Raw genomic sequence first — 19256 nt, forward strand, 5'->3', positions numbered from 1 at the left:
TATGTTCAGAACCTGCGTAGAATCCTGAACTCAGGTATCGCCGTCGCGCGAAAACATGCCGATCAGGGTCTTGCCGCCGCTCTTTCCGCCGCTGCTCGCCAATGTCGGACGGCCGTTGTTCAGCTTCGGCACCACCACCATGCGCTTGACTTCGCCGCGCTTGAAGGCCGCAAGGAACCGGGAATAGTCCCGGAACACGACGCAGCCGTTCGATTCGCCGCGTTTCGCCAGCATGTAGGTGTGGGCAAGAAGACCATCGCGGCCATGCGGGTTCACGCCGCTTTCCGGCGTCAGCCGAATGGCCTCGACACCGTGGAACCGCGCCTCGCGCATCGTCAGCTTGTAGCTTGAGGGCGGCGTCGAGCCGCGCATTCTGACGTGCACATAGTCCGGGTTGTCGCGCATCTTGCCGATGCCCGAATGCGCCTCGAGCTTCTCGCCGTTCGGCATGTGAACCAGGCCCGAGGAAATATCGTAGATCGCCGTGCCGTTGCCGCGATCCGGCCATGGAACGGCATCCATCTTGCTCGGCTCGCGCACCGGATTGTCCGGTTTCGCAAAGGCGAGCATGCCGCCGGTGCCCTGCCGCTGCTGCTGGGGTGCACGCGCAGGAACCGGCGCATCGAAAGCAGGCGCTGAAGCAAGGGCGGCCGGGTGTTCATCGGTCTTCGCAAGAGCGGCGGGGCGCGGGGATGGCTCAACCGTTTCGGCAGCCGCCACCTCGGGCCGGAAGCTTGGCAGCGGAACGTCGTCCGGAAGCAGGCTGTTCGCCTCCTCCTCGATCTGCGGACGCGCCAGCGCCACTTCAAATGCCGGATGTTGCGAAGCGGCGCTCTGATAGGCAACCTCGGAGGTGCGTCCAAGCGCCGAATCGACGATTGCCGAAGGCTTGAGCGCTGCAAGTTCCTTGACCGTCGCCTGCCCTTTCGCATTCGCGGCCGCTCCAAAGCGCTCGCCGAATTCCTTCGCGCCGATCTCGGGCATGATGCCGGCAAGACGGACAGCCTTTTGCTGACCATGGCTATGGTCGCTCAGGCGGGAAAATTTGCGGACGTGAATATCCCGCACGGCTGCACGATCGATCGCCATCTCGGCGGAATCAAGCCGGGCCACCAGCGTCTTTTCAAATTGCCCGACGCCATGCGAGGCGGCCGCGATGCTGTGAAGCGAGGCGAAGGCAGCCACGGCGAACAGACCGGCAAAAGCGCCGCCGCCGAGAAGTGCGGACATTCGGCCAAGCGAAAAGGATTTGCCTCCCTTGAGGCAGGACGAACCGGCAACACCGGCGCCATTATAGGCCGCAGCAGAAAACGCCATGATACTCGTTACTCGAACCGTTCACGCACACCCGGCCAAGGCCGGAGAGATTTTGGGGCATCCGAACAGCGGGTGGACACCCGGCCGGTTTCGGAATTGACTGGCTCGAAGCATGACGAATTATGGTAACCAAAGTGTTTACGAGTCCCTGCAAAAATAATTCGTTAAGGTCTGCGCATTGTCAGGCGAAGGTAAAACAACCGGGCGCGACTGTTGCGTCCGAGCGTCCCGGTGCAAAATCGCATTCGATTTCCGCGAGGCACGCCACGCCGGTTCAACAATAAGCGCTGTCCTGTCGCGGACATTGCCCTTCCGGACGTCATCGGCCTTTAAAGTTTCCTTCGCCGCATCGTCAGGTAAATTCCGACTTGGCCGGAAATTTGCTGCAAATGCGGCGGGACTGCGACGGGCAGGCCTATGTGATCGCCCATCAAGCCCGTACAAAGGTCGAAAGGGCACTTGATCCGCCAGTGCCAGCTTGGCATCTTGCCCGGAAATAAGGGAGGAAATCATGAAGGCGCTGCTGCTTATCGATATCCAGAACGGCTTTTGTCCGGGTGGTAATCTGGCCGTTGCCGATGGCGACAGGGTCGTGCCCGTCGCCAATGCCCTGATCGACAATGGCGGTTACGATCTGATCGTCGCCTCGCAGGACTGGCACCCGGAAAATCACGGCAGTTTCGCCTCGCAACATCCCGGCAAGACGCCGTTCGATATGGGCGAACTCTCCGGCAAGCCGCAGATGATGTGGCCGGACCATTGCGTGCAGGGCACACCGGATGCGGAATTCCACCCCGATCTGAAGGCTGACGCTTTCGACTACATTCAACAGAAGGGCGAAAATCCCGCCGTCGACAGCTATTCCGCCTTTCGCGACAACGATCAGGGGGCGACGACCGGCCTTGCAGATTATCTGACCCGCCAGGGCGTGAAGCAGCTCGATATCTGCGGCCTCGCTACCGATTATTGCGTCAGTTTTTCAGTGCTCGATGCCCTCGACATGCTGCCCGGCGTCAAGGTGCGTTTCATTGAGGATGCAAGCCGCGGCATCGATCCGCAGGGAATAAAAGCTTCGATCGCGACCATGCGGGAAAAGGGTGCAGCGATCATCAAGAGCCGTGACATCTTGCGCGACTAGGGTCTGTCACGTTTAAAACGAACGCTACCTGGCACTACATACAAACGTTCTGTACCGGAGCATCCCCCCACGCTCCTCATTCCTGTGCTCGTCACAGGAATCCAGCCGACGCGCGTCTGCGCGGCGAACAGAGTCCCTTTCAGCCCAAAGACTTGGGCTGGCTGGATCCCTGTGACAAGCACAGGGATGAGGGAAGGAAACCCACTAGCGCAACCTCGGTTTCTCCAGCACGTCGATATCGCCTGCCGCATCCTCCAGACGCCTCATGATCGCGGCCTGCGCATCCTTGAGCCCCTGATTGTAAAAAACATACCCGACTTCCTCGGCCAGAAAATCGACGAAGATTTCCGCCTGTAGGGAGCCGATCTCGATTTCGGTCTCCTGGGCAAGATATTCCTTGATACGCGCGGCCAAGACCGCCTTTTCCTGCTTCTCCAGCATCGATCCCTCATAATTCAATTGTTTCGGCGAGGAACAAAAACCGGATGAGGCCTTCCGTCCGACGTCGCATTTCGGCGTTACCGTAACGGAAGCTTCAAGGGAATCAATCGATCCATTCATGCAATTTGTTTGCCACCCGGCCGGGACGGCGATAGAGCGGCGGGCAAGGAGTTCCTATACAATGTCCAATACTGATTTTCGCGAAGGTCTTAAAAGCGGCTTCCCGATTGCCCTTTCCGCCGCCCCCTTCGGTGCGCTGTTCGGCGCGGTCGCGGTCGATAACGGGCTGAGCGTCGTCGAAGCCACGATCATGAGCGGCACCGTTTATGCCGGCGCGAGCCAGCTGGTCGGCATAGAATTATTCGGCCAGAAGGTCGCCCCCTGGCTGATCGTTCTCTCGGTCTTCGCCGTCAATTTCCGCCATATCCTCTATTCGGCCGCCATTGCCAAAATGATCTCCAACTGGTCTTTCCTGCAAAAGGCGGCTGGCTTCTTCGTGCTGGTGGATCCGCAATTCGCCGAATCGGTCAGAAAATATGAAAATACCGGCACCGTCGGCTTCGCCTGGTATATGGGCTTCGCCGCACCGGTCTATGTCCTGTGGCTGGCCATGACCATTGTCGGTGCGTCGCTCGGCAACCTCATCGGCGATCCGAAAGCCATCGGCCTCGATGTGCTGTTGCCGATCTATTTCATGGGCATGGTCTTAAGCTTCCGCCAGCGGGAGAATTTCTACCCGGTAATGCTGGCAAGCGCGCTCGGCGCAACGGTCGCCTATCACATCGTCGGTTCGCCCTGGCATGTCAGCCTCGGCGCGCTTGCGGGCATTCTCGTCGCAGTCCTCTATCCGCCGAAACCGAACGGCGAGGCCAATCCTGAAAACAAGGTGGAAACGCCATGAGCGATCTGCTGCACGCCGATACCCTGATCCTGATCGCGCTCGCCGCCGTCGCCACCTATCTCACCCGCATCGGCGGTTATGTTCTGATGACGCGGATGAAATCCATCCCGCCACGCATGGAGGCGGGACTGAACGCCGTTCCCGTCGCGGTTTTGACCACGTTGGTCGCACCCGCCTTTTTCGAAGGCGGATACGAAGTCAAGATCGGCATGGTGGCGGCACTTCTGGTCTGCCTGCGTTTCCCCGGCCTGACGATGCTGGCCGTGGGCTGGGCGATCGTCATCACCATCAGGCACTTTTCTGTCCTTTAAGCGCTCCGCTCCAGAGGCCGCGTGGCTGCTACCAGCCACGCCTTCACCTCTTCATCAGCGATCAAAGGCAGAAGCTTTACCAGAACGTCGGCGTGATAGGCGTTCAGCCAGTCAAGCTCTTCGTCGGTCAAAAGTGCCGTGATGACCAGCCTGCGGTCAATGGGGCACCAGGTCAGTGTCTCGAACGACAACATCGGCTGATCGCCGCCCGCCACCGCTTCCGCCTCTCGCACATAGATCAGGTTTTCGATGCGGATGCCGAAAGCGCCCGGACGGTAATAACCCGGCTCGTTTGACAGGATCATGCCCGGCAGCAATTCCTGCGTCGAAAGCCTTGAAATACGCTGCGGCCCCTCATGCACCGAAAGATAGGAACCGACGCCGTGGCCGGTGCCATGGGCATAATCCGCCCCGGCCTTCCAAAGCGCGACGCGCGCCAGAGGATCGAGATCGCAGCCACGCGTTCCCTTCGGAAACCGTGCGGCGCTGATGGCGATCATGCCTTTCAATACCAGCGTGAAGAAACGTCGCTGATCTTCAGGGACATTCCCGATCGCCACGGTGCGGGTGATGTCCGTGGTGCCATTGACATATTGCGCGCCAGAATCGACGAGGAACATCTCACCGTCGGCAAGTGTCCGGTCGGTATCGGTGGTGACGCGGTAGTGGATGATGGCGGCATGTTCGCCCGCGCCGGAAATCGTATCGAAAGACACGTCCTTCAGCGGGTTTTGCAGCCCCTGCCCTATTTTAGCGCGCGTCGCCTCCAACGCCTTCACGGCCGCGATTTCGGTGACGCTGCCCGGCTGCTGACGATCCAGCCAGCAGAGATATTCAACCATGGCCGCGCCGTCCTGCACATGGGCTGAGGCCGAACCGGCAAGCTCCGCGTCGTTCTTGCAGGCACGCGGCAAGCGGACGGGATCGGCCTCCTCGACCAGGGAGCCGCCCGCCGCCGTGATCGCCCCTGTCAGCGCCACGGGCGTCAGATCGGCGTCGACAAGGACACGGCCTTTGGCGCTGGCAATGGCGTGCAGGCGATCAGCGATCTTCGATGGCGGCAATTGCGTCGCCAGCTGCGCCAGATAGGCCTCGGCCTCGATACCCGTCTTGCGTTTGTCGAGAAAAATATCAGCCTTGCCATCCGCATAAATGATGGCGCGGGCAAGCGGATGCGGCGTATGCGGCACGTCGTTGCCGCGAATATTGAAAATCCAGGCAATGGAAGACGGATCAGTCACCAGCAGGGCGTCCGCACCCTTGGACGACACCGTCTCCGCAAGCGAGGTGATCTTTTCCTTCGCCAGCTTGCCCGCAAAGGCCTCCGGCTGGATGACGACAGGTTCCAGCGGTTCGGAAGGACGGTCTTGCCACAGGGCATCGAGCGGATTGGTTTCAAGCAGGACGACGGAGCCGCCCTTGGCCGCAAGTACTTTTTCCAGCCGCTTCAGTTCAGCGCCGGTATGCAGCCAGGGATCGATGCCCAGCCGGAAGCCCTTGGTCCCATGCTCGGACAACCAGATGGAAGGCGGTGCGCCGACCAGATCGCCGCCGCTGAATACCGATTGGTCGACCTGCGAGGCAAGCTGCGTCGTGTAACGGCCATCGACAAAAACCACCGCCTGCGCACGCGTTATCAGCGCGATGCCCGCAGAGCCGGTAAAGCCGGTCAGCCATGACAGCCGCTCGGAGGATTCCGGCACATATTCGCCCTGATATTCATCGGCGCGCGGCACCAGAAAACCGTCGATACCGAGGGCGTCGAAACTGGCGCGCAGCGCCTCGACGCGTGCCTTGCCGAATTGCGGCGCGGATTTGTTTTCGAAGGTCTGGAACATGGGCATCTTTCGGAAACTGTCATGAGGAAAGCTGTTCTGTCGCGCCGTCACATCGACAGCGCAACCAGACAATGCCATGCGGGCAAACCCGGTTTCAAGCCATATATGACGGAACCGACTACGGCGATAAATTGTGCATATTTGGTGAAATAAGTAATACTGAAAAACGAGTGATATGCATTAAATGCATATCTACCCTGAAGCATCCCCTCTAACTAAACAAAAACACATCGCTTATATCAAGATCAACACAGCGAGAGAGATACTCTCCTGGCAAACAAGGATTTGAAGCAATGGCAAAATCTTTCCTCCGCAACGCCTTCGATCGCGTTATTGAAGCACGCGAGCGTCAGGTCAGCCGTCATGTCAACGCTGCCCTGCTTAACCTCGACGACAAGTCGCTCGAAGCGCTCGGCATGAACCGCGCCGATCTTCGCCGCAATGCAAAGTCCAGCTACGTATTCTGATCACATCCGGCGCGGCGATCCTCCCTCCACCGCGCCTGAACAGGAATACGTCGACCCGCTTGAGCAACTTCCCTCCCATATGCTCGCGGGTTTTCAGGCGGCGCGAAAGCGCCGCCTTTTCTTTTGCCCCAAAGGGATACCCCGAGAGCCTCAGTCCTTGCGCAGATGCAGCGTGACCCAGCCATTGCGCCAGATGGTGCGGACATGGGATAGCCGCGCGCCATTATAGGCGGCGAGAACCTTCCAGCGCTGCGATGCGAGAATTCCCGACAGGATGACGGTGCCGCCGGGCGCCAGATGCGTGACGAGCTGCGGCGCCATCTTGATGAGCGGCCGCGCCAGAATATTGGCGATGATGAGGTCGAACGGACCATGTTTGCGGAAGGCATCCGAATGGAAGCCCGGCGCCGTTTCCAGTGCCAGCCCGGAGACGATGCCGTTCAGCCGCACATTCTCCTTCGCCACCTTGACGGCGATAGGGTCGATATCCGTCGCGAGCACGGGAATATGGCGCATCTTGCGCACAGCAATCGCCAGGACGCCGCTGCCGGTGCCGAGATCCAGCGCATTGCGCACGGTTCGCGCCCGCAGAACGTCCTCGATCATCTCAAGGCAGCCCGCCGTCGTGCCATGATGGCCGGTGCCGAAAGCCTGCCCCGCTTCGATTTCGATCGCCAGATCGTTCGGCCGCACCTTGTCGCGATCATGCGCGCCATAAACGATGAAGCGCCCTGCCCGCACCGGTTTCAGCCCCTCGAGCGACTTGGCGATCCAGTCTATATCGGGAACGATCTCCTTCTCGACAACGAGACCGGGAAAGACAGGTGCGAGCAAAGCCTCGACGCGCTCGCGGAATTCTTCTTCCTGATCGGCCATGAGATAGACCGAGGCTTCCCAGATGTCGCGCTTCTCATCCACCTCGGTGGTGGCGATCGCGATATCCTCCTCGCCGAAATAGTCCGACATGAGATCGATGATTTCACCGGCCTTGATTTCGGTCGTGGTGACGTAAAGTCGGATTTCGCTCACGGCGGGCTGCTTTCTCTGGCTAAAGCATGCCTCCCAAACGTGTGCAGCGGCTTTGGGAAGAAGACATGCGTGGAAACAAAAAATTAGAGCGTGTCACAGCGTGACGCGCTTTAATGGTCCTGTGCTTGCCTTTGCCACAAAACCTCGGCCAGTCCAATAAGCCAGGCATAATTATGCCGCCTTGCTCAGCCCTTCAGAAGATTCTGGAGCTTCTGCTCGGCAACATCGGGGTTTTCCCCGTAAGCAATGGTCCCGGAAAAGCGGCCATTGGCATCGAGCAGAATGACGGACGCCGTGTGATCCATGGTGTAATCGCCATTCGGATCCTTTTCGTCGACCGGCACCTTCTTGGCATAGATGCGATAGCCCTTCAGCGTCTCGGCGATCTTGTCGGCCGAACCGGTAATGCCGGTGATCCGCTTCGAGACGTTGGAGACATATTGCTGCATGATCTCGGGCGTATCGCGCTCGGGGTCAACCGACACGAAATAGGCCTGCAGCTTGTCGCCGGCCGGGTCCACCTTCTCCATCCAGCCGTTCAGCTCGAACAGCGTTGTCGGGCAGACTTCCGGGCAATGGGTGAAACCGAAGAACAGCGCTGTCGGCTTGCCCTGAAAGGCCTTTTCGGTGATCGGCTGACCGTTTTGCGCCGTGAGTTCGAACGGCACGCCATAGACCGTTTCCACCATCTCCTCGCGGGTTTTCGTCATCTCGATCGTCAACCAGCTGACGACACCGGCAAGAACGAGCACCACGGCCCACAATACGATGCGAATGTTTCTCATTGTCCAATCCTACCCCGAAAGACCGGCTGGATATTGCAGGCCCTGTCGTCTGATAGCGAACGGCGGCGGCGACCGCAAATCAACTGGGCGTATTTGCGGTCTACCGCGCTGATTTGTCACAAAGCTCCGGCCTGGAAAGGTGTCACAGACACCAGGCAATTCCGCTTTGCACGGTGGAGAGGAAAATATCCGTGCTGTGCCGTACCCAGCCGTCGAAGGCAAGAAGCACGATGGCAAGCGAGGCCGCTATCGCAAGACTTGCCAGAATAAACTTCAGCGGATTGGAAACGATCGCGTTCATATCTCCATCATAACCTGTTTGCATCGGCGCGAAAACCGCCAAAATACTGGGTTTTGCAGACGGAATATCGGCAATTGTTAGGGAAAGTTTAAAATCTTGCTGTGCAATATAACCATAGCGGTTTTTCAAATCCCGACATGATGTCTCCCGGTCCGTTCCGGCCACCGCATAAAGCTCAATCATGCATGGGCCTGCCCAAGAGCCGCCAGAGGAAACCTGCCGCCATGTCCAACGCCATCAAGCAATCCGGCGCATATCTCGAAATCGTTTCCTTCCATCTCGGCGGTCAGGAATTCTGCATCGACATCATGGCGATCCGCGAAATTCGCGGCTGGGCGCCCGTCACCCCGATGCCGCACACACCGCCTTATGTTCTCGGCCTCATCAATCTGCGCGGCGCCGTCATTCCCGTCATCGACATGGCAGGACGCCTCGGCATGAAGATGACCGAACCTTCCGAACGCTCCGCCATCATCGTCACCGATATCGGCGGCAAGCTGGTGGGACTTCTGGTGGAACAGGTCTCCGACATGATGACCATCCGCTCCGAGGACTTGCAGCCCGCGCCCGATATCATCCCGGAAGAACAACGCAACTTCTGCCGCGGCATCGTGGCGCTGGAAAAAAGCATGGTCTGCTTCCTCAACCTCGACACCGTGATCGCCGACGAGCTGGCGCGCGAAGCGGCCTGATAGGGCCGAGCTATTGTCTACGTCAGCGCCGTTGAAGCGGCGGGATGTTTAATTTGGCAGTCCCGATTCAGTAAAACTCCGTCACCCCGGACTTGATCCGGGGTCCAGTGCGATCAAGTCCTTGATCGCGTAAGACTCTTTCACGGCGCAGACGCTCCGTGGCTGGATGCCGGATCAAGTCCGGCATGACGGAGAGGGTTGGACAACCCTCACGGCTTGCCCTTTTCCCACGTCACCTGCTGGTTATAGAGCGGAACCGTGGAAATCGCCATCTTGGCCGAACCGTCGGTCAGTTCCCGCGCATGCACCAGATAGATCAGCGTATCATTGGCCTTGTCATAGACGCGGCTGACGACGAGCTTCTTCCAGACCAGCGACATGCCCTGCCGGAACACCTCTTCCCCGCCCTTGGACAGATCGATGTCGCCAATTTCCACCGGCCCCGTCTGGCTACAGGAAATGGCATTGTTCGAAGGGTCCTCGAACCAGTTGCCGTTCTTCAGCCGGTCGATGACGCCGCGCTCGAAATAGGTAACATGGCAGGTCACGCCCTTGATCTTGGGGTCGGCAATCGCCTCGATGACGATATCGTTGCCGATCCAGTCGACACCCACCTCGCCGACAACCTGCGAATGCGCCACTGTCACCGGAAGCAATGCCAGAAAGCCCGCAAACAAACCCGACAGAGTTTTCATCGTCATCGCATATTCTCCGTTACGCTGCTTCAAACATAAGTGCGGGGAACAGTTACGCAACCCGCGAGACGACGCGTTTTTTCATGCTGCAGGGCTGGTAACCGTTGGATGTAAGACGGCCGGCGACCATGCCGATCTTTTCCGGCAGATCGCGGATATGGGCAACGCGCAGTGCCTTGGCCGCCGCAATCGACGCGGCCGCGCAGACCACGGCGTCCTCGGCGGCATTGTGGTGCACGAAACGCAGCTGGAGATGATGGGCGATTACATTCAGCTTGTGCGATGCCAGCTGCGGCCAGACATGCCGGGCGATCTTGACGCTGCACAGATAGGAAAGGTCCGGATAGGACTGCCGGTATTTGTCGAAAGAGGCCCGCATGACGCTGAAATCGAAAGCGGCATTATGGGCGATCATCGTGGCGCCCTTGATATCGTCGATGAACTCTTCCATCACATCAGGGAATTCCGGCGCGTCCTCGACATCGGCAGGACATATCCCGTGCACGGCGATATTGAAGGGTGAAAACCGCATCTCCCTCGGGCGGATGAGTCGTTCCTCGACGCGAACGATCTCACCGTTTTCTATCCACGCAAGCCCGACGGAGCAGGCGCTGCCCCGTTCCTCATTGGCGGTCTCGAAATCGATGGCGATGGTTTTCAAGAGTGATTCCCGTTGTTTCATTCCGGCATAAACCGGATTGGCGTCAAAGAGAACCGGCCTCTGTGGAAGACGCCTCCGAAACCATCCAGTCCAGCAACCTTACAAGATCGGGATTTTCCAGCATCCGCCGCGGATAAACCAGAAAATAGGCAAGCGTGCTGGCAATATCCGTCCCGAACGGCGCAATCAGCGCTCCTTCCGCAAGCTCGCGGGAAACCAGCGAGCGCCGCGTCAGCGCCACACCGTGTCCCGCCTTGGCCGCATCCAGCGCACCGTTGCTGTCGATGAATACGGTACCGCCGGAAGCATCGACCTCCGATGCGCCCGCCGTTTCCAGCCAACGCCGCCATTCGTTGCGGTTTTCATCGTGCAGCAGCGGCACCGATTTCAGATCGCCGGCCACCCGAAGCGGCCCGTATTTTTCAAAAAGCTGCGGCGAGCAGACCGGCAAGGTGCTGTCATCTATGAAGCGGATGCTTTCCAGCCCTTCATAACGGCCAAACCCGTGCCGCACCGCCAGATCGACATCGTCCCTCGAAAAATCCACCAGCCGGTTCGTCACGCTGATGCGCACATCCACATGTGGGTGCTGTTGCTGAAAGCCGGGCAGTCTCGGCATCAGCCATTGCACGGCAAACGTCGGTGTGCAGCTCAGCGTCAGAACCGTAATCTCGGATCGTGCCGTCAGTTCCGCCGTCGCCTCGCGCATCATCCGGAACGCGGTGCGAAGCGAGCCGTAATAACGCTCCCCCTCGCGTGTCAGCTGGATACTGCGCGGCTTGCGGAGAAACAGCTGCACGCCAAGGCGGGCTTCCAGCTCCCTGATTTGCAGGCTGACCGCGCCGGGGGTGACGTTCAACTCGTTGGAAGCAAGCGTGACGCTACGATACCGCGCCGCAGCTTCAAAGGCCTGCAATCCTTTCAAGGAAGGAAGTTCCGCAATCATGATTTAGCTCAGCTCAATTATGTGACGAGAAACTATCGTTTGAAAACACCATAAAACAGGGAGTAAATGGAAGCAACACGACGTGAAGCGGCGGAAAGCCAGGAACACTGGATTGAGGTGAACTCAACCGATATCGGGTGGATGACGGCGGCGGCATCTGCGATCATGTCAAAATTCATGCCCTTGGGAGACGAAGATGGCGATACAAAAACAGATGGATGCCGGCGAATGGGGGATGCTCGTCGCGCTCTCGCTGCTGTGGGGCGGATCGTTCTTTTTCATCGGCATCGCCGTCAAGGAACTGCCGCCCGTCACCATCGTCGCGCTGCGCGTCAGCCTCGCGGCCGTGGCCCTGCTGATCGTCTGCCGCATCATGGGTCTTCACCTGCCGCGTGAGGGGGCCGTGTGGCGCGCCTTTTTCGGCATGGGCCTGCTCAACAACATCATTCCCTTCTGCCTGATCGTCTGGGGCCAGACCCATATTGCCAGCGGGCTTGCCTCGATCCTCAATGCGACGACGCCGCTCTTCACGGTCATCGTCGCCCATTTTCTTACCACCGACGAAAAGATGACCAGCAACAAGCTCGCCGGTGTTCTCATCGGTTTTGTCGGCGTGGCGACGATGATCGGCCCAGCAGCCTTTGGCGGCGCGGCATTCAACCTCTGGGGCCAGCTCGCCATTCTCGGTGCAGCCATTTCCTATTCCTTCGCGGGCATATTCGGCCGCCGTTTCAAGGCCATGGGCGTGCCGCCACTGATGACCGCCACCGGCCAGATCTCCTCCTCGACGCTGATGCTGATCCCGGCGGCGCTCCTCATCGACAAGCCATGGACGCTTGCCATGCCGAGCCTTGGCACCTGGGGCGCGCTTGTCGGCATCGCCTTGCTGTCCACCGCACTCGCCTATCTCATCTTCTTCCGTATTCTTGCCACAGCCGGCGCCACCAACCTCGCGCTCGTCACCTTCCTCATCCCGGTCAGCGCCATCCTGCTAGGCTCACTCATTCTCGGCGAACAGCTGGAAATCAAGCACTTCGCCGGCATGGCGATGATTGCCGCCGGCCTCGCAGCGATCGACGGCAGGCTGTTCAGGCGCCTTCGAACAGCCCGAGGCTAAGAAGATGGCATTGACAAGCCTTGCGGCCCCGGCCAATCTGTCGGCCATGATCGCACAGTCGCGCAAAACCATGCTCACCAATACCACCTCCGGTAAGCCGGCGGGCGGTGGAGCATTGTCGCGATAGATTAGCGATCATTGTCCATCACGCCCTGCCGCAAGAGCAGGGCGAATGGTCCCCTGCTCTCCGGCCCAACAGGAGAACAGCCAGTGCCCCAGCCGCAAAGCGACCTGCCGCCCTTTCAGGATTTCAAGATCGATGAATTGCTCATCCGCGGCATCAGGCCAGATGATGCCGAAGGCTTGACGCAGGTGCTCAACATGCCCGGCGTGCGCTGGGGCACATTGCGCCAGCCCTTCCAGAGCGTCACGCATACCCGGCAATATATCGAAGGCCTTTCCCAATCCGACATCGTCGTGGCCGCCGAATGGCGTGGCAGGATTTTGGGCAATGCCGGCCTGCACGCCAGAACCGGACGGCAGAAACACATCGCTTCCCTCGGCATCGGCATCCATGACGATTTCGCCGGCAAGGGCATCGGCTCGAAGCTTCTGGCGGCGCTGATCGATGCCGCCGACAACTGGCACGATATTCGCCGCATCGAACTGAACGTCTTCACCGACAATCTCGCCGCCATCCGGCTCTATGAGAAGTTCGGCTTCGAACACGAGGGCACCTTGCGCAACTATGCCTTTCGCGATGGGAAATATGCCGATTCATACGGGATGGCGCGGCTGCGCTGATGCTTCTCAGGCGGACAAAGAATGATCCGCAAACGCTTCCCGAATGGTCCTGCGCGACCATTCGGCCAGTTTCTCGTCGCGACCCCGCTGCACTTCGAGCGTGATCAACGCTTTCCAGAGCGCCCAGCCGCGCCCGCGCTGCCATGTGGCATCGTCCATATCCATCGCCCCGTGAAAAACGGCGCGGCTTTCCGCGTCCAGCACATTCCACGCGAGAATGAGATCGGAAGACGGGTCGCCGACGCCGGAACTGCCGAAATCGATGACGGCTGACAGGCGACCATCTCTCACCAGCAGATTGCCTTCGGCGATATCGCCATGCACCCAGACGCCCGGCCCCTGCCAGCGGCTCGAAAGGGCGAGCTGCCATATCTCCATGGCCAGCGCCTGATCAACCTCATCGGCAAGATGCAACGCCGCCGCTCTCGCCTCACCGTCATAGACCGCGAGCGATCCGCCCCGATGGAAATTATGCTTACCCGCAAGCGGACCATCCGAGGCATCGATACCGTGCAGGGCTTTCAAAAACGCAGCCACGTCTGTGGCAATGGTTGCGAGATCAATGCGGTCGAGATGCTGGGCTAGAGGCTCGCCCTCAAGCCAGCCATAAACGGACCACGGAAACGGATAATCCTGCCCCGGCTCACCAATCGCCAATGGCTCCGGGATCGGAAGAGGCAAAAGAGGCGCAAGCTCCGGCAGCCAGCGATGTTCCTTCTCCACCTGCGCCACATAACGCGCAGCACTCGGCAGCCGCACCAGCATGTCGTCACCAAGGCGAAAGCTGCGATTGTCCCAGCCGCTCAGTTCCACCGGCCTGACATCGAGATGCCCCCACTGCGGAAACTGGCCCGCAATCAGCGCCCGGACCTGCTGCGAAGAGATGACGATGCGATCATCCATGTCCCGTTCCCCATTTCAGGATGAGACCCTTAGCCGTGCAAAACAACGCGGCGATGACGATACCTCAGCCGCCGATCAGCGCCAGCCACTCATCCTCATCCATCGTCTGCACGCCAAGCTCCGCGGCCTTGGCAAGCTTGGAGCCTGCCCCCGGCCCGGCCACCAGAATATCCGTCTTTTTCGACACGGAACCAGCCACTTTCGCACCAAGGCTTTCGGCACGCGCCTTGGCCTCGTCGCGGGTGAATTTTTCGAGCGAGCCGGTAAAGACCACCGTCTTGCCCGCCACGGGGCTGCCCTCGGTCGAGGGCTTCTCGGCTTCCTTCGGCCGCAGTTCCCGTATCAACCGGTCGATGACATCGAGATTGCGCGGTTCCTTGTAGAATTCGATGATGGCGCGGGCCACGACCTCGCCAATGCCGTCGATGCTGTTGAGTTCGGCCCAGGCATCGCTTGCCAGATCGGCTGCCGCCTTCATGCCCTCCTCGAAATGCTCGTAGGTGCCATAGGAGCGCGCCAGAAGCTTCGCCGTGGTCTCCCCAACATGGCGGATGCCGAGCGCGAAGATCAGCCGGTGAAGATCGATCTCACGGCGGGCATCGATAGCATCGAACAGCTTTTTGACGCTGACCTTGCCGAAGCCGTCGATATTCTCAAGCTTGGTCAGCGTGGAGGATTCCTGCCGCGCCTTCAGCGTGAAGATATCAGGCGCAGTCTTGATCGACAGGGTGGGATCGTCGCTCTCGAAGAAGAAGTCGATCTGCTTGGTGCCCAGCCCCTCGATATCAAAGGCATTGCGCGAGACGAAATGTTTGAGATGCTCCACCGCCTGCGCCCGGCAGACGAAACCACCGGTGCAGCGCGTGACGGAATCAAGCTTGCCGGTCTTTTCATTGCGCTCCCGCACCGCATGGCTGCCGCAAACAGGACATTTCTCCGGGAATGCATATTTCACCGCATCAGTCGGGCGCTTCTCCAGCAGCACGTCCAGCACCTGCGGAATGACGTCGCCGGCCCGCTGCACGATGACCGTGTCGCCGATGCGAATATCGTGATCCTCAGGACGGATGCGCTCGCCGCCATTGCCGATGCCTTCAACGTAGTCGGCATTGTGCAGCGTCGCATTGGTGACGACGACGCCGCCGACGGTGATCGGCGTCAGACGTGCGACCGGTGTCAACGCACCGGTGCGCCCCACCTGGATTTCGATGTTCTCGACTATGGTGAAAGCCTGCTCGGCCGGAAACTTGTGCGCGGTGGCCCAGCGTGGACTGCGCGAGCGGAAACCCAGCCGTTCCTGAAGATCGAGCCGGTCGACCTTGTAGACCACGCCGTCGATATCGTAATCGAGATCCGGCCGCGCGATGCCGATTTCATTATAATGTTCAAGCAATTGCTCGGCAGAGGTGAATCGCTTCATCAGCGGATTGACCGGAAAACCCCACTCCCGGAATTTCTCGACGATGCCATATTGCGTATCGGCAATCCGCGTCGGCTGGCCGCCATTCGAGACCTCGCCCAGAGCATAGGCGAAGAACCTGAGCTTGCGTTTCGCCGTCACATTGGCGTCAAGCTGGCGCAGCGAACCGGAGGCGGTATTGCGCGGGTTCACATAGGTCTGTTTGCCGTCGGCCTCCATCTGGGCGTTAAGCGCCAGAAAGTCGCTCTTGGCCATATAGACCTCGCCGCGCACCTCCACCACATCGGGCGCACCGGCAAGCAGAGTGTTCGGAATTTCCTTGATGGTCTTGATGTTGGCGGTGACGTTTTCGCCCGTCGTGCCATCGCCACGGGTCGCCGCCGTCTTCAGCTTGCCGTTCTCGTAGCGGATGGACATGGAAAGCCCGTCAATCTTCGGCTCGGCCGTAAAAGCGATCGAATCATCGGGCAGATGCCCGAGGAAGCGATAGACGGAACTGACGAAATCGCGCAGATCCTCTTCAGAAAACGTGTTGTCCAGCGACAGCATCGGCCGCGCATGGACGATTGGCGCAAAGGTCGGAAGCGGCGTGAAGCCAACTTTCTTCGATGGGCTGTCAGCCCGCACCAGCGCCGGGAAGGCCGCCTCGATGGCATCGTTGCGCCGCTTCAGCGCGTCATACTCCGCATCCGAAACCTCCGGCGCGTCCTTGCCGTGGTAGAGCGCATCGTGGCGGGCAAGCTCGGCCGCCAGGAATGCCAGCTCGGAAGAGGCTTCAAGCTCGGTCAGGTTTTCGACGGGAATCTGATCTTTCGACATGGCGGCCTCGTTGAGAAATACCGAACGCTTTTAGCCGAAATAAAATACAATAAAAACAAGTTTTGCCGCCGGAGTCACAACACCGAAAGGCACCCTCACCCTGGCAGCACTGTCGCGATCGGTCAGTCCTTGGCGGCCAGCAGGCGGGCGGCCGCGGCCCTCGCCTCGTCGGTCACCGAGGCGCCGGCAAGCATGCGGGCGATTTCTTCGGTGCGGTGTTTCGGCTCCATGGTCGCGACGCGGGTGGCGATGCGTTCGGTGCCGTCGCCGGAAGGGCCTTTGGAGATGAGAAGATGCGTGGCCGCCCGGGCTGCCACCTGCGGCGCATGGGTGACGGACAGGACCTGCACGGTTTTCGACAGGCGACGCAGCCGCTGGCCGATGGCATCCGCCACAGCACCACCGACACCCGTATCGATTTCGTCGAAAACCAGCGTCGGCGCGGAACCGCGATCCGCCAGCGCCACTTTCAGGGCCAGCAGGAAGCGGGACAATTCGCCACCCGAGGCGACTTTCATGATCGGGCCGGGACGCGTTCCCGGATTGGTCTGGACGTGGAATTCCACGGTGTCGATACCGTCAGCCGTCGCCTGCTCGGGATCGGACGTCACCTCGACGGTAAAACGTGCCCGCTCCAGCTTGAGCGCCGGAAGCTCGGCCATGACAGCCTCGGAAAGTGCACCCGCCGCATAGCGGCGCTTTTCGGAAAGCGATTTCGCTGCATGGTCGAAATCGGCCTTCACCATGCCGAGATTGGCCTCAAGCTTGCCGAGCTTTTCTTCGCCGGCATCGAGATCGGCGAGATCCGCGACCATTTTTTCCGCAAGCACCGGCAGATCAGGCACCGGGACATTGTATTTGCGCCCGGCGGCGCGCAGCGCAAACAGCCGCTCCTCCACCCGCTCCAGCTCACGCGGATCGAACTCGGTGCGGCGCAGCGCCGCCTCCACTTCCATCTGCGCGTTGGAAAGACTGTCGAGCGCAGCATCCAGCAATTGCACGGTATCTTCCAGCAGTCCCGGCGCCTCGTGGCTCTTGCGCTCCAGACGTCGCATCATCGAGGCGATGACAGGCACGGGTGACGCGTTGCCGTTCAAAAACTCGCTCGCTTCGGCGATATCGCCGGCGATACGTTCGGATTTCTGCATTATGGCCCGGCGGCCGGCAAGCTCGTCCTCCTCACCGTCGCGCGGCGAAAGCACTTCAAGCTCCTCGACGGAAGAACGCAGGAAGTCTGCCTCGCGGGCAGCAGCCTCCACCTTGGCGCGGTGAATTTTCAACGCCCGCTCGGCGTCCTTCCAGGTGCGGTAGAAACCCTGCACGGCGCGGGCATCGTCGCTGAGCCCGGCAAAGGCATCCAGCAGCGTGCGGTGGGCATCGGTATCGACAAGCGCGCGGTCGTCATGCTGGCCATGAATTTCGACCAGCAATTGCCCGAGTTGGCGCATCATCTGCACGCTGACAGCTTGATCGTTGATATAGGCCTTGGTGCGCCCGTCTGCGGATTGCACCCGGCGAAAAATCAGGTCGCCATCATCATCGAGACCGTTTTCGCGCAGGAGAAGCCGTGTCGGATGGTTGTTCGGCACCTCGAACGTGGCGGTGACCTGGCCCTTGTCTTCGCCGTGACGCACAAGGTCGCCATCGCCGCGTCCACCGAGCGCCAGCGACAGGCTGTCGAGCAGAATGGATTTGCCCGCACCCGTCTCGCCCGTCAACACGGAAAGGCCCGCCTCAAAACCGAGGTCGAGCCTTTCAATCAGAACGATGTCACGAATCGAGAGCTGGACCAGCATGGCCTATGCCCTGTCTCAGGCGCCGATAAGCTTCTTGCCGGCACGCGAAATCCAGGACCCCTTGTTTTCACGCGGCTCCAACCCGCCGCCCTTCAGCAGCTTGTAGGAATCCGCATACCATTGGCTGTCGGGATAGTTGTTGCCGAGAACGGCGGCAGCAGTCTGCGCTTCGTCGGAAAGACCCATCGCATAATAGGCTTCCGTCAGACGCGCCAGCGCTTCCTCGATCTGGTTGGTGTTCTGGTATTGCTCGACGACGATGCGGAAACGCGAAACGGCGGCCAAAAATTCCTTGCGCTCGAGGTAATAACGGCCGACCTGCATTTCGCGGCCGGCGAGCTGGTCGCGGGCGAAACGGATCTTGGCCTGCGCGTCGGCGACATATTCCGAATCAGGGTAGTCGTTGACCACCTTGTTCATCGCCTCAATGGTGCGCTGTGCGGCGCGCTGATCCTGCGTCACGTCGGAAATCTGCTTCGAATAGGCAAGGCCGATCATGTACTGAACGTAAGCGGCATCCTTGGAGCGCGGATATTGCCGCAGGAAACGGCTGCCCGACGCGATTGCCACGTCGTTCTTGTTCGTGCGCGTGGCGATGAAGGTCTGCATCACCAGCGACTTCTGACCCCATTCGGTGAAGGGATACTGCTTGTCGATCGCCTCGAATTTGCGCGAGGCTTCCGTCATGTTGCCGGCGTTCATGTTGGCAAGCCCCTGCTTGTACAGAACGTCTGGCGGATCGGACTCGAAGCCGAGCTTGGTAATGTCGATATCCGGATCGGACTGGCAGGCCGTGACGGCGACACTTGCACCGACCAACATCAACGAAACGGCGATCCCCCGCATCGTACCCTTCATTGCACCAGACCCTACATGCTTCATTCGACAGTTCCCACTTCCCGCGCAAATACATAAGCATCGGCTTCGCACTGGCG

At 59.9% G+C, this 19256-nt stretch carries 21 protein-coding genes; 8 read left to right on the forward strand and 13 right to left on the reverse strand.

Going from position 1 to position 19256, the window contains the following annotated elements:
* Positions 1–30: 30 nt before the first annotated feature.
* A complete protein-coding gene (locus tag QSK43_RS05500; RefSeq protein WP_332302575.1) occupies positions 31–1317 on the reverse strand; it encodes a DUF2778 domain-containing protein in 1287 nt (428 codons plus the stop codon).
* Between the two features lie 511 nt (positions 1318–1828).
* On the opposite strand from QSK43_RS05500, the gene pncA reads away from it, so the two are divergent.
* The gene (pncA, locus tag QSK43_RS05505) at positions 1829–2455 is read left to right on the forward strand and encodes a bifunctional nicotinamidase/pyrazinamidase (RefSeq protein ID WP_332302576.1); all 627 of its coding nucleotides are present in this window, start codon (positions 1829–1831) and stop codon (positions 2453–2455) included.
* Between the two features lie 204 nt (positions 2456–2659).
* Here pncA and QSK43_RS05510 read toward each other — a convergent pair whose 3' ends face one another.
* Complete coding sequence (locus tag QSK43_RS05510; RefSeq protein ID WP_045023742.1) at positions 2660–2896, reverse strand: DUF2164 domain-containing protein; 237 nt, start codon at positions 2894–2896, stop codon at positions 2660–2662.
* 181 nt (positions 2897–3077) lie between these two features.
* On the opposite strand from QSK43_RS05510, the gene QSK43_RS05515 reads away from it, so the two are divergent.
* On the forward strand, positions 3078–3797 hold the full coding sequence (locus QSK43_RS05515; RefSeq protein ID WP_045023740.1) for an AzlC family ABC transporter permease: 720 nt from the start codon (positions 3078–3080) through the stop codon (positions 3795–3797).
* Positions 3794–4108 (forward strand): AzlD family protein, encoded by a 315-nt coding sequence (locus QSK43_RS05520; protein WP_045023738.1) that lies wholly within the window; start codon positions 3794–3796, stop codon positions 4106–4108. The genes QSK43_RS05515 and QSK43_RS05520 overlap by 4 nt, the downstream gene beginning before the upstream one ends.
* Here the strand turns inward: QSK43_RS05520 and QSK43_RS05525 are convergent.
* Positions 4105–5946: an aminopeptidase P family protein gene (locus tag QSK43_RS05525; protein WP_332302577.1), complete on the reverse strand. Its 1842-nt coding sequence runs from the start codon at positions 5944–5946 to the stop codon at positions 4105–4107. The two genes, QSK43_RS05520 and QSK43_RS05525, sit on opposite strands and share 4 nt — an antisense overlap.
* A gap of 293 nt (positions 5947–6239) precedes the next feature.
* Between QSK43_RS05525 and QSK43_RS05530 the strand changes: the two genes are divergently transcribed.
* Positions 6240–6413: a hypothetical protein gene (locus QSK43_RS05530; protein ID WP_045023735.1), complete on the forward strand. Its 174-nt coding sequence runs from the start codon at positions 6240–6242 to the stop codon at positions 6411–6413.
* A gap of 150 nt (positions 6414–6563) precedes the next feature.
* On the opposite strand, the gene QSK43_RS05535 is transcribed toward QSK43_RS05530, so the two are convergent.
* The 3 genes from QSK43_RS05535 to QSK43_RS05545 form a co-directional block, all read right to left on the reverse strand.
* The gene (locus QSK43_RS05535; RefSeq protein ID WP_332302578.1) at positions 6564–7442 is read right to left on the reverse strand and encodes a 50S ribosomal protein L11 methyltransferase; all 879 of its coding nucleotides are present in this window, start codon (positions 7440–7442) and stop codon (positions 6564–6566) included.
* 185 nt (positions 7443–7627) lie between these two features.
* The gene (sco, locus tag QSK43_RS05540; protein WP_045023731.1) at positions 7628–8227 is read right to left on the reverse strand and encodes a cytochrome oxidase assembly protein Sco; all 600 of its coding nucleotides are present in this window, start codon (positions 8225–8227) and stop codon (positions 7628–7630) included.
* A 142-nt stretch (positions 8228–8369) separates the two neighbouring features.
* Positions 8370–8711 (reverse strand): hypothetical protein, encoded by a 342-nt coding sequence (locus QSK43_RS05545; RefSeq protein ID WP_332302579.1) that lies wholly within the window; start codon positions 8709–8711, stop codon positions 8370–8372.
* A gap of 41 nt (positions 8712–8752) precedes the next feature.
* Here QSK43_RS05545 and QSK43_RS05550 point away from each other — a divergent pair, with 41 nt between their 5' ends.
* The gene (locus tag QSK43_RS05550; protein ID WP_003513183.1) at positions 8753–9220 is read left to right on the forward strand and encodes a chemotaxis protein CheW; all 468 of its coding nucleotides are present in this window, start codon (positions 8753–8755) and stop codon (positions 9218–9220) included.
* A gap of 209 nt (positions 9221–9429) precedes the next feature.
* On the opposite strand, the gene QSK43_RS05555 is transcribed toward QSK43_RS05550, so the two are convergent.
* The 3 genes from QSK43_RS05555 to gcvA are packed head-to-tail and all read right to left on the reverse strand — an operon-like array spanning position 9430 to position 11522.
* Positions 9430–9921: a CreA family protein gene (locus tag QSK43_RS05555; protein ID WP_045023729.1), complete on the reverse strand. Its 492-nt coding sequence runs from the start codon at positions 9919–9921 to the stop codon at positions 9430–9432.
* Positions 9922–9967: 46 nt separating this feature from the next.
* Positions 9968–10576 carry a 3'-5' exonuclease gene (locus tag QSK43_RS05560; RefSeq protein ID WP_045023727.1) on the reverse strand — a complete coding sequence of 203 codons (609 nt, stop codon included), beginning with the start codon at positions 10574–10576 and terminating at the stop codon, positions 9968–9970.
* Between the two features lie 43 nt (positions 10577–10619).
* Positions 10620–11522, reverse strand: a complete 903-nt coding sequence (gene gcvA / locus QSK43_RS05565; protein ID WP_332302580.1) for a transcriptional regulator GcvA — start codon at positions 11520–11522, stop codon at positions 10620–10622.
* A 196-nt stretch (positions 11523–11718) separates the two neighbouring features.
* On the opposite strand from gcvA, the gene QSK43_RS05570 reads away from it, so the two are divergent.
* The 3 genes from QSK43_RS05570 (at position 11719) to QSK43_RS05580 (ending at position 13383) form a co-directional block, all read left to right on the forward strand.
* Positions 11719–12639, forward strand: a complete 921-nt coding sequence (locus QSK43_RS05570; protein ID WP_332302581.1) for a DMT family transporter — start codon at positions 11719–11721, stop codon at positions 12637–12639.
* Between the two features lie 4 nt (positions 12640–12643).
* Positions 12644–12766, forward strand: coding sequence for a hypothetical protein (locus tag QSK43_RS05575; RefSeq protein ID WP_332302582.1), 123 nt, complete (start codon positions 12644–12646; stop codon positions 12764–12766).
* A gap of 83 nt (positions 12767–12849) precedes the next feature.
* Positions 12850–13383 (forward strand): GNAT family N-acetyltransferase, encoded by a 534-nt coding sequence (locus QSK43_RS05580; RefSeq protein ID WP_332302583.1) that lies wholly within the window; start codon positions 12850–12852, stop codon positions 13381–13383.
* Positions 13384–13389: 6 nt separating this feature from the next.
* On the opposite strand, the gene QSK43_RS05585 is transcribed toward QSK43_RS05580, so the two are convergent.
* The 4 genes from QSK43_RS05585 to QSK43_RS05600 all read right to left on the reverse strand — a co-directional run bounded on the left by QSK43_RS05585 (position 13390) and on the right by QSK43_RS05600 (position 19203).
* Positions 13390–14286, reverse strand: a complete 897-nt coding sequence (locus QSK43_RS05585; protein ID WP_332302584.1) for an aminoglycoside phosphotransferase family protein — start codon at positions 14284–14286, stop codon at positions 13390–13392.
* Between the two features lie 64 nt (positions 14287–14350).
* Positions 14351–16525 (reverse strand): NAD-dependent DNA ligase LigA, encoded by a 2175-nt coding sequence (ligA, locus tag QSK43_RS05590; protein WP_332302585.1) that lies wholly within the window; start codon positions 16523–16525, stop codon positions 14351–14353.
* A 122-nt stretch (positions 16526–16647) separates the two neighbouring features.
* A complete protein-coding gene (recN, locus tag QSK43_RS05595) occupies positions 16648–18321 on the reverse strand; it encodes a DNA repair protein RecN (RefSeq protein ID WP_332302586.1) in 1674 nt (557 codons plus the stop codon).
* 15 nt (positions 18322–18336) lie between these two features.
* Positions 18337–19203: an outer membrane protein assembly factor BamD gene (locus tag QSK43_RS05600; protein ID WP_332302587.1), complete on the reverse strand. Its 867-nt coding sequence runs from the start codon at positions 19201–19203 to the stop codon at positions 18337–18339.
* Positions 19204–19256 lie beyond the last annotated feature (53 nt).

This window comes from Rhizobium sp. GR12 (genome assembly GCF_036596185.1).
GTDB lineage: Bacteria > Pseudomonadota > Alphaproteobacteria > Rhizobiales > Rhizobiaceae > Agrobacterium > Agrobacterium nepotum.

Coding starts and splice junctions, on each gene's coding strand:
- QSK43_RS05500 (WP_332302575.1), bottom strand. CDS start 1,317: ATGGCGTTTTCTGCTGCGGCCTATAATGGCGCCGGTGTTGCCGGTTCG.
- pncA (WP_332302576.1), top strand. CDS start 1,829: ATGAAGGCGCTGCTGCTTATCGATATCCAGAACGGCTTTTGTCCGGGT.
- QSK43_RS05510 (WP_045023742.1), bottom strand. CDS start 2,896: ATGCTGGAGAAGCAGGAAAAGGCGGTCTTGGCCGCGCGTATCAAGGAA.
- QSK43_RS05515 (WP_045023740.1), top strand. CDS start 3,078: ATGTCCAATACTGATTTTCGCGAAGGTCTTAAAAGCGGCTTCCCGATT.
- QSK43_RS05520 (WP_045023738.1), top strand. CDS start 3,794: ATGAGCGATCTGCTGCACGCCGATACCCTGATCCTGATCGCGCTCGCC.
- QSK43_RS05525 (WP_332302577.1), bottom strand. CDS start 5,946: ATGTTCCAGACCTTCGAAAACAAATCCGCGCCGCAATTCGGCAAGGCA.
- QSK43_RS05530 (WP_045023735.1), top strand. CDS start 6,240: ATGGCAAAATCTTTCCTCCGCAACGCCTTCGATCGCGTTATTGAAGCA.
- sco (WP_045023731.1), bottom strand. CDS start 8,227: ATGAGAAACATTCGCATCGTATTGTGGGCCGTGGTGCTCGTTCTTGCC.
- QSK43_RS05545 (WP_332302579.1), bottom strand. CDS start 8,711: ATGATTGAGCTTTATGCGGTGGCCGGAACGGACCGGGAGACATCATGT.
- QSK43_RS05550 (WP_003513183.1), top strand. CDS start 8,753: ATGTCCAACGCCATCAAGCAATCCGGCGCATATCTCGAAATCGTTTCC.
- QSK43_RS05555 (WP_045023729.1), bottom strand. CDS start 9,921: ATGACGATGAAAACTCTGTCGGGTTTGTTTGCGGGCTTTCTGGCATTG.
- gcvA (WP_332302580.1), bottom strand. CDS start 11,522: ATGATTGCGGAACTTCCTTCCTTGAAAGGATTGCAGGCCTTTGAAGCT.
- QSK43_RS05570 (WP_332302581.1), top strand. CDS start 11,719: ATGGCGATACAAAAACAGATGGATGCCGGCGAATGGGGGATGCTCGTC.
- QSK43_RS05575 (WP_332302582.1), top strand. CDS start 12,644: ATGGCATTGACAAGCCTTGCGGCCCCGGCCAATCTGTCGGCCATGATC.
- QSK43_RS05585 (WP_332302584.1), bottom strand. CDS start 14,286: ATGGATGATCGCATCGTCATCTCTTCGCAGCAGGTCCGGGCGCTGATT.
- ligA (WP_332302585.1), bottom strand. CDS start 16,525: ATGTCGAAAGATCAGATTCCCGTCGAAAACCTGACCGAGCTTGAAGCC.
- recN (WP_332302586.1), bottom strand. CDS start 18,321: ATGCTGGTCCAGCTCTCGATTCGTGACATCGTTCTGATTGAAAGGCTC.
- QSK43_RS05600 (WP_332302587.1), bottom strand. CDS start 19,203: ATGAAGCATGTAGGGTCTGGTGCAATGAAGGGTACGATGCGGGGGATC.